Genomic DNA, 9,331 nt, shown 5'->3' on the forward strand with positions numbered 1-9,331 from the left:
GCAGAATTTTAAAAATATCTCGACCTTAGAGCCTAACGTATCGTGGCAGGAGATCGCAAATGTCGTGCAGCACCAGATCGAAAGCCTAAAGTAGGGCAAGATGCAGGCCGAAGTTTACGAATATTTTTTGAAAAACCAAAAAGAGCTTTTGATCTGCGAGGATGAAAAGGAAGCCGCAGCGTGCGAGCAGGTGCTTAAATTTATGGGCTACGCGGCCTTTTGCCTGCCCGATTTTAGAGCGAGCTTCGGCGAGGATCTGCGCAGCTACATGGGCGAGCTTGCGGGTATCAGCACCGCTCTTAGCGCGTTTTACAAAACAAGCGGCAAAAAAATTTTAATCTCTCCCGTCCGCACGATCCTAAATAAACTCCCCGCCGCAAGCCATCTGCGCCCGCTAAATTTAAAATTTGGCGAAGAGTTAAACCTAATCGAGCTGAAAGAGGAAATTTTACGTCTTGGATACGACGCGCGCGACATCGTCGAAAGCATGGGCGAGGTTAGCTTCCGTGGCGAGATCATCGATATTTTTTCGGTAGGCGGCGAAAGCGCGATTAGAATTCTGCTCGACGGCGAGAGGGTCGAGAGTATCAGGCGCTTTGACGTCGCGACGCAAAAAAGCGAAAAAGATGAGCTTGCGCAAGCCGAGATAGCGCCGTTTTTAGCAAATTTAAGCGAGGACGAGTTTGAGAGCGTGAGCGAAAAGATATCGCGCGCGGATAGCGACGCGCTAGCTCGCGATCTGGGCTCGCTCGGGTTTTGGTTCATCGAGGGCTTTGTAGATTACACGAGCGCGTTTGATTGCGTCTTGCTGCATGAGATCAAAAAGGATGAAATTTTTTCCGAGCGCAATTTGGATTTTTTAGACGCGATCGAGGTACTGCCCGCGGCGCGTAAATTTAAAGACCTCGCCGTGACGCCGTCGCAGGAATTTTTTGAATTTCACCGCAGCGATGCTATCACGCTGATCGCGCGAAATGACGCGCTGCTCGCGCCGTTTGATCTTAGCGGATTTAGCAATATCGAAATTTTACGCAAGGACTTTGTCTTAAATTTAATAAGCGCCGAGCGGATCATCCTTTCGCTAAACAAAGCGGCGCCTAAAAAGCGCGTGCGAAGATCGAGCCTGGCTCTGGATGAGCTAAACGTGGGCGATTTTGTCGTGCACGAAGATCACGGTATCGCTAAATTTAACGGGCTTGAGCTTATCGAGGTGATGGGGCGCAGCAAGGAGTTCGTATCCCTGCTCTACGAGGGCGGCGACAAGCTGCTGCTGCCGGTAGAGTACCTAAACAAGATCGATCGCTACGTCGCAAGCGGCGGCGCGGTGAGCTTGGATCATCTGGGCAGGGCGAGCTTTTCAAAAATTAAAGAGCGAGTGCGCGAAAAGCTCTTTGCGATCGCTTCAAGGATCATCGCGCTGGCTGCCAAGCGCGAGCTGGTGCGAGGGCTCGTCATCAAAAACGAAAGCGCGGATTATGCGAAATTTCTAAGCGCAAGCGGCTTTAGCTACACGAGCGATCAGCAAAAGGCTGTGAGCGCGATTTTAGAAGATCTGCAAAGCGGCAAGGTGATGGACCGCCTGCTTAGCGGCGACGTGGGCTTTGGAAAGACCGAGGTTGCGATGAATGCGATCTTTGCCTGCATTCGCAGCGGGCATTCGGTGCTGTTTTTCGTGCCTACGACGCTGCTTAGCTCTCAGCATTACGCCACGCTTAGCGAGCGCTTTAGGGAGTTTGAAATTCCTGTTTTCAAGCTCGATCGCTTTAGCAGCGCGAGGCAAAAAAGTGAAATTTTAAAGCGTCTGCAAAGCGGCGAGGCGATCGTCGTGGTCGGTACGCATTCGCTTTTAAATTTAAACCCCGCAAATTTAGGGCTCATAATCATCGATGAGGAGCATAAATTCGGCGTTAAGCAAAAGGAGCGGCTCAAAGAGAAAAGCGCCGCCTCGCACCTGCTTAGTATGTCCGCGACGCCGATACCGCGCAGTCTAAATATGGCGCTAAGCTCGATTAAAAGCTACTCCACGCTGCTTAGTCCGCCGCAGGATCGCCTGGACGTGCGCACCTTCGTCAAGCAGTGGGACGAAAAGATCATAAAAGAGGCGATCTCGCGCGAGCTGCGACGCGGCGGGCAGATTTTTTACGTCCACAACCACATCGCGACGATGCAAAGCGCCAAAAAGAAGCTGCTTGAAATTTTGCCGAGCCTTAAAATTCTGATCCTGCACTCCAAGATCGACGCCAAGACGACGGAGGATGAAATTTTAAAATTTGTAGCGGGTGAATACGATCTGCTACTTTGCACCAGCATCGTAGAAAGCGGCATTCATATGCCGCGCGTAAATACGATCATCGTCGAAAACGCTGATAAATTCGGTATCGCCGATCTGCACCAGCTGCGCGGCCGCGTCGGGCGCAGCAACAAGCAGGGCTTTTGCTACTTTTTGATCGAGGATAAAACCGCTCTTACGCAGGACGCGCTAAAGCGGCTCGTAGCGCTTGAGAGCAACTCATTTTTGGGCAGCGGCTCGGTGCTAGCGTATCACGATCTTGAAATTCGCGGCGGCGGAAATCTGCTCGGAGAGGCGCAGAGCGGGCATATCGAAGCGATCGGCTACTCGCTTTATCTAAAGATGCTCGAAGAGGAGATCGGCAAGCTGCTAAGCAGAAAGAGCGCCGCTGCGAGCGTGGAGCTTAAAATTTCGGTAAATGCCTTTTTAAATTCGGAATTTATCAGAGAGGATCGCCTGCGCCTGGATCTTTACAGGCGGCTTAGCAAGTGCGCAGAGGCGAGCGAAGTGCTTGAAATTTTCGGCGAGATCGAGGATCGCTTCGGGCGCGCGGACGTCTACACTAAGCAATTCATCGACGTGATGATGATTAAAGTTTTGGCTACGAAGCTTGGCTTGCGCGTGATTTCGAGCATGGATGAAAATATCTTGATCACCCTTGCAAACGGCGATAAGGTGCGATTAAAGGCGCAGACGCGCGATGATGACGACGTGATAAGCGAAATTTTGATCTATCTGCGAAGGGAGCTAAAAAATGCGAACTTGCGATGAAAATATCAAAAAAAGCGCGAGTAAAAGCGGGAACGAAGGGCTAAATTTAAACGCGGCGAGCGGTTTGAATTTAGCGCCGCAAGCCGTTCTAAACAACGCTCAAAGCGGCGCCAGCGAGCAAATTTATTTCAGCGATTTTAGCGCGATTGATTGGTGCGCTGTGCAGGTCGCCGTATTTCGCGCGAATAAAAAGGCGCTAAAGATCGTCCGCGACATCGATTTCACGGGTATTGACGCGCTTGTGGGGCTAGAGAGCCAAAAATCGGCTCTTGTAAAAAACACAGACGCCTTCCTGCGCGGCCGCAGCGCTAACCACGCGCTGTTGTGGGGCGAGAGCGGCTGCGGCAAATCAAGCCTTGCGAAGGCGGTTTTTTCTAAATTTATCCCGCAAGGTCTTAAGATCATCGAGATCGGCAGGGACGATCTGGGCTATCTCGCGGAGATAATCGACGCGATCCGAGAAATAAATTTTAAATTTATCATCTTTTGCGACGATTTGAGCTTTGAGCTCGGCGAGAGCGGCTACAAGCACCTAAAGCCTCTGCTAGAGGGCTCGCTGGAGCACGCGCCGCGCAACGTGCTGATGTATGCGACGTCCAATCGCCGCCACATCGTAGGCGAATGCGCAAGCGATAACGACGCCGCGCAGATAAGCCGCGGCGAGCTGCACCTAAGCGACGCGGCGAACGAGCGAATCAGCCTTAGCGAGCGCTTTGGGCTACAGCTAAGCTTTTACGGCGGGAGCATGCGGGAATATTTAGGGATCGTAGATGCCTACTTTGCGGCTGCGCAATGCATGAACGCGGCGGAATTTCGCCTGAGCTTTGCTGCAAATTTAGACGAGCTGCACGCAAAGGCGAGGGAGTTTGCGATGCTTCGCGCAAGCCGCAGCGGCCGCGCGGCAAAGCAGTTTTTCTTGAGCTTTGGCGAGGAATTTTTTGCAAATTTAAAAGGCGGCGGCAGATGAATACGGCGCGCGAATTTAAATTTGGCGTAAATTTTATCGCAGTGTTAGAGCGCACGCAAAAAATCGCCGCCGCCGCGCGAAATTTTAGAAACGCTGCCAGAAATTTCGGAGGCGCGAGATGAGCGCGACCGAGCTTTTTATCGCGCTTTTTCGCGCCGTAGAAATTAAGGATTTTCGCTGGTGGCCTGCGTTTGGAAGCTTTGAGGTGGTCGTGGGGGCGATTTTGATCCAAAATACGACGTGGCACAATGCAGACGCAGCACTGCAAAACCTGCGCAGTAAGGGACTCTTGAGCTTAGAAAGCATAGCCGGGCTAGATGAAGCGGAGCTTGCAGAGATCATTAAAGTGAGCGGATTTTATAATCAAAAAGCGAGACGCTTAAGCTTGCTTTGCAGAGCGATAATAGCGGATTTTGGGGATTTTGAGAGCTTTAAAGCGGGCGTTAGCCGTGAGTGGCTGCTAGCGCGCAAGGGAATCGGCGCGGAGAGCTGCGATGCGATCCTGTGCTATGCGTGCGAGCGCGCGGTGATGGTCGCGGACAGCTACTCGGCGCGGCTGCTCGGGGCTTTGGGCTATGAGTTTGAAAGCTACGACGAGCTTAGCGCGTGGCTTGGCGAGCTGGAATTTGAGCGGATCTATGAGTTTGTAAATTCTGCTAATCTTCCCTGTGATGCGGCGGCAAAAGCAGGGAAGCTGGAGAACGAAAACGGCGTGTATGCGCTATTTCACGGGCTCATAGTGGAATTTTGCAAAGCGCATTTGAAAGGTAAAATTTTTGATGATTTTGCGATGGAATTTTTTGATAATTTAAAATGAATCTTAGCCAGCTTTAAAGCAAAGAATATTTTATATCATCCAAATAGCGACAAATAGGTAATTCTGAGTATCGTTAAGCGCCGATATAGCAAAATTTAATTAAAATTACGGCGATAGATTTGGCTAAAAAGCCAATATATAGGGGAGCTTATGACGAAAAGAAAAATTTTAATAGTATTTGGGACGCGCCCGGAGGCCATTAAGATGGCTCTGTTGATAAAGGAATTTCAAAAGCGCGCGGAATTTGAAGTGAAGGTTTGCGTCACGGCGCAGCACAGACAGATGCTCGATCAGGTGCTTGAATTTTTTGAGATCAAGCCTGATTTTGATCTAAATTTAATGAAGCAGGGGCAGGATCTGTACGATATTACGTCTGGTGTTTTACTTGGTATGCGCGATGTATTTGGCGAATATACCCCAGACATCGTGTTCGTACATGGAGATACGACTACTACTTATGCCGTTTCTTTGGCGGCGTATTATCAAAAGATAGACGTTGCTCACGTAGAAGCTGGACTTAGGACGCATGATATCTATTCGCCGTTTCCTGAAGAGATAAATAGGCAGATGACGGGGCTCATAGCTAAATATCACTTCGCGCCGACTGCCGATGCGAGAGACAATCTCTTAAAAGAAGGCAAAGATTCAAAAAATATAATCGTTAGCGGCAACACCGTAATAGACGCGCTTTTGTGGACGATAGATAAAATCGAAAACAACGAGCTGCTAAAAAATAAAATTTTATCCTTTATAAACGCCAAATATAAGCTTAGTGATAGAAAATTTATTCTCGTTACAGGACACAGACGAGAGAATTTCGGAGAAGGCTTTGTTAATATTTGTGAGGCTTTACGTGAAATAGCGCTAAAAAACGAAAATATCGACATCGTTTATCCCGTGCATCTAAATCCAAATGTAAGAAAGCCTGTAGGAGAAATTTTATCGGGCATTTCGAATATATTTTTAATCGATCCGTTAGAGTATGATAGTTTCGTCTATCTTATGAGCAAGTCATATATGATAGTAACAGATAGCGGCGGCATCCAAGAGGAGGCGCCGAGCCTTTGCAAGCCCGTTTTAGTTATCAGAGAAACTACCGAAAGACCTGAAGGGATAAGAGCAGGATGTGTGAAGCTTATTGGCACCAAGCGCGAAAATATCATAAAAGAGGTGCAAAAATTATTAAATTTAAAAGATGAATATGATAAAATGAGTAAAAGTGTAAGCCCATATGGTGACGGTAAAGCTTGTAAAAAAATACTGGAATTTTTAAAAGGAATATTGTGAAAAAAGTTTGCATCTTAGGTCTTGGGTATATAGGGCTACCGACGGCGGCGCTTTTGGCAAATAGGGGCTATAAAATCCACGGCGTTGACGTGGTGCAGAGCGTCGTAGATACGATCAATGAGGGTAAAATTCATATCATCGAGCCAGAACTAGATGTATTTGTTAAAAAAGCAGTGCAGAGCGGAAATTTAAAAGCAGACGTTAAGCCTGATTTCGCAGACGTTTTTATCATAGCTGTTCCGACGCCGTTTCGAGACGGATACGTGCCAAATATCGATTACGTCATAAGTGCGGCAAAATCTATAATACCATACGTAAAAGACGATAATATGGTCGTTTTAGAATCCACTTCACCGGTAGGTACTACCGAAAAGATAGGTGAAATTTTAAAAAATGGCGGTGTTGATATTTCTAAAATTTATATCGCTCATTGCCCGGAGAGAGTTTTGCCGGGTAAAATTTTAAAAGAGCTTACGCAAAACGATAGGATCGTGGGCGGAACTACAAAAATTGCTACTAAAAAAATAGCGGAATTTTACGCAGAATTCGTAGAAGGCGAAGTTTTACAGACTGACTCAAAAACTGCAGAGATGTCAAAGCTTACAGAGAATTCTTTCCGCGACGTAAACATAGCCTTTGCAAACGAACTTAGCATTTTGTGCGATAAATTCGGCATTAACGTCTGGGAGCTTATCTCGCTAGCAAACCGCCATCCGCGAGTTAATATTTTAAACCCGGGCTGCGGCGTAGGCGGGCACTGTATAGCGGTCGATCCGTGGTTTATAGTACATGCGGGCGGCTACGAAGCGAGGCTGATCAAATCCGCAAGAGAGGTCAATGATCACAAAGCCGAGTGGTGTATTGAAAAAATCAAAAACGCCGCTTTGAAATTTGAGCTGCAAAACGGCAGAAAGCCTAAAGTCGCGTGCATGGGGCTTGCTTTTAAGCCCGACATCGACGATTTGCGGGAGTCGCCTGCGCTAAATATAACTAGGCGCCTGATTGCAGACGGTGTCGATGTGGTCGCTGTAGAGCCTAATATCAAGGCTTACAAAGATTTTGAGATAGCGGATTACAAAAAGGCTATTGAAATTTCGGACATTATCGTATTTTTGGTCGGACATAAGGAATTTAAAGGGCTAAAAATAGAAAAAGAAGTTTTGGATTTTTGCGGAATTTATAAATGAGTTTTCAAAAAGTAATAGATAGAGATAACCATCTGAATTTTTTTAGATTACTTTTTGCTTTGCAAGTGGTATATATGCACTCGACAGGATGGCTAAAAATACCGCTTTTATGGGGGGGCTACGTGGATAAGTTTCTTAGGCTATTTCCTGGCGTTCCATTATTTTTTCTGGTTTCGGGATTTTTAATTACCGATAGTTATTTAAACAGCGGGAATTTAAAAGAGTATTTTATAAAAAGAGTGCTTAGGATATATCCGGCTTTATTCGTAAATATTTTGATACTTGAGCTGGCTATGTACGTAGGTAAAAACTTTAATGATATTTTGGTATTAAAATACATAGAATACTTTGTGTTATATGTTATTACCGCCGCTTCAGGCATAGCAGGCTTTATAATAGGTGTAAAAAACGGTGCTTTATATAATTATGACGGCTTTTTTAGCTCTTATCCGAGCGGCGTTTTATGGACGCTTAGCGTCGAATTATCGTTTTATATCGTCCTTCCATTTATTTTGTGTATTAGAAAGGCGATCATAAGAAATTTATTGTTAGTTTTCCTGTTTTTTACATCAATGATAATTCCCGCAATCGCCGATGAAAATTTTTACTCTGCTTCAAATTTAAATAAGCTTCTCGAGTTCATCTGTTTGCCGTTTTTGTGGATATTTATCATCGGGATGGTTATGAGACTTTATTGGTTGGATATAAAAAAATATCTCGTAGGCTACGGCTTATATTATATTGCGCTTTATTTAATATTTTGTTTTGCGGCTATAGAGTTTGGAAGCGGGCTTGGAGATTATAAGAGAGGCTTGGAAATTTCTACTGTATTTCAAATTTTCCTTTTGGCGTTAGTGATCTTTAGCATGGCTTTTTCCTACGCAAATTTAAAGATAGCTAGAAACACCGATCTCTCTTATAGTACATATCTTTATCATATGCTGATAGTTCAAATTTTAATTAGTCTGGGCTTTGGCGGCTCTTTATGGCTATATCTAATAGTAGTAGCCGCGACGCTCACGATAGCTTGCATTTCTTGGAATTTTATAGAAAAGCCGGCATTGAAATTAAAACCAATAAAGGTTGTAAAATGATACAAGCAATAGTTAAAAAAGGTAAGGTTTTAGCGGAGCAGATCCCTGCTCCAAGCGTTTCAAAGGGATGCGTTCTTATCAAAGTGGTAAATAGCTGCATATCAGCGGGCACCGAGATAAGCGGCGTATCAAATAGCGGAAAAAGCCTAATTAGAAGGGCTTTGGAGCAGCCTGAGAACGTCAAAAAAGTCATCAATATGGTGAAATCCGACGGCATAGCCAGCGTCTATGCGAAGGTAAAAGGTAAGCTTGATAGCGGAAATCCTACCGGCTATTCGCTTAGCGGCGTCGTCATAGCGGTCGGAGAGGGCGCTTCAAATTTTGAAATCGGTGAGCGCGTCGCTGCAGCCGGTGCAGGACTTGCAAACCACGCAGAATACGTAGACGTGCCTAAAAATTTAGTTATGAAAATGCCGCAGGATATGGACTTTGAGCGGGCTTGCACCGTGACTCTCGGCGGCATAGCGATGCAGGGCGTTAGGCGGATCGATCTAAGGCTGGGCGAGACCTGCGTGGTCGTGGGAGCTGGGATTTTAGGGCTTCTTGCGGTGCAGATGCTTAAAATTTCAGGCGTGAGGGTCGCAGTTAGCGATTTTGACGATAGGCGCTTGCAGATAGCAAAGGAATATGGCGCCGAGCTTGTTATAAACCCGTCAAAAGACGATTTGCTAGACGTTGTTTCGTCTTGGAGCGGCGGATATGGCGCAAAAGTATGCCAATCTTGTCAGGTGATTGGCGTCCGACCTGCTGTTGACGGCTTCATCAGGGCTTCGATGCAAGAGAAGGCACCGTAGTCTATAAAAATGGTTTGTGTAGATAGGGAGTGCAAGATTTATAAGCTATGAAAGTTATTCCACGTATGAAATATAACTTTTATAGCCTATGAAGATTGTTCCATCTATGTATAGAAGAGATCGT

At 46.3% G+C, this 9,331-nt stretch carries 8 protein-coding genes; all 8 read left to right on the forward strand.

All coding sequences use genetic code 11. The features are described from left to right. The first annotated feature begins 100 nt into the window (after positions 1 to 100). The 8 genes from Q0236_RS06775 (at position 101) to Q0236_RS06810 (ending at position 9,207) form a co-directional block, all read left to right on the forward strand. Positions 101 to 3,061 (forward strand): DEAD/DEAH box helicase, encoded by a 2,961-nt coding sequence (locus Q0236_RS06775; protein ID WP_297916296.1) that lies wholly within the window; start codon positions 101 to 103, stop codon positions 3,059 to 3,061. After that, complete coding sequence (locus tag Q0236_RS06780; RefSeq protein ID WP_297916298.1) at positions 3,045 to 4,028, forward strand: ATP-binding protein; 984 nt, start codon at positions 3,045 to 3,047, stop codon at positions 4,026 to 4,028. The genes Q0236_RS06775 and Q0236_RS06780 overlap by 17 nt, the downstream gene beginning before the upstream one ends. Next, on the forward strand, positions 4,025 to 4,150 hold the full coding sequence (locus Q0236_RS06785) for a hypothetical protein (RefSeq protein WP_297916300.1): 126 nt from the start codon (positions 4,025 to 4,027) through the stop codon (positions 4,148 to 4,150). Before Q0236_RS06780 ends, Q0236_RS06785 begins: the two co-directional genes overlap by 4 nt. Further along, the gene (locus Q0236_RS06790; protein ID WP_297916302.1) at positions 4,147 to 4,845 is read left to right on the forward strand and encodes a 3-methyladenine DNA glycosylase; all 699 of its coding nucleotides are present in this window, start codon (positions 4,147 to 4,149) and stop codon (positions 4,843 to 4,845) included. Before Q0236_RS06785 ends, Q0236_RS06790 begins: the two co-directional genes overlap by 4 nt. 150 nt (positions 4,846 to 4,995) lie before the next feature. Next, a complete protein-coding gene (gene wecB, locus Q0236_RS06795) occupies positions 4,996 to 6,132 on the forward strand; it encodes a non-hydrolyzing UDP-N-acetylglucosamine 2-epimerase (RefSeq protein WP_297916304.1) in 1,137 nt (378 codons plus the stop codon). Then, on the forward strand, positions 6,126 to 7,319 hold the full coding sequence (wecC, locus tag Q0236_RS06800; RefSeq protein WP_297916310.1) for a UDP-N-acetyl-D-mannosamine dehydrogenase: 1,194 nt from the start codon (positions 6,126 to 6,128) through the stop codon (positions 7,317 to 7,319). The genes wecB and wecC overlap by 7 nt, the downstream gene beginning before the upstream one ends. After that, entirely contained in the window at positions 7,316 to 8,413 is a 1,098-nt protein-coding gene (locus Q0236_RS06805) for an acyltransferase (protein ID WP_297916306.1), read from the forward strand. The genes wecC and Q0236_RS06805 overlap by 4 nt, the downstream gene beginning before the upstream one ends. Further along, positions 8,410 to 9,207, forward strand: coding sequence for a zinc-binding alcohol dehydrogenase (locus tag Q0236_RS06810; protein ID WP_297916308.1), 798 nt, complete (start codon positions 8,410 to 8,412; stop codon positions 9,205 to 9,207). Before Q0236_RS06805 ends, Q0236_RS06810 begins: the two co-directional genes overlap by 4 nt. Positions 9,208 to 9,331: the final 124 nt, after the last annotated feature.

The sequence above is a fragment of the uncultured Campylobacter sp. genome (genome assembly GCF_938031315.1).
In the GTDB taxonomy this organism is placed as follows: domain Bacteria; phylum Campylobacterota; class Campylobacteria; order Campylobacterales; family Campylobacteraceae; genus Campylobacter_B.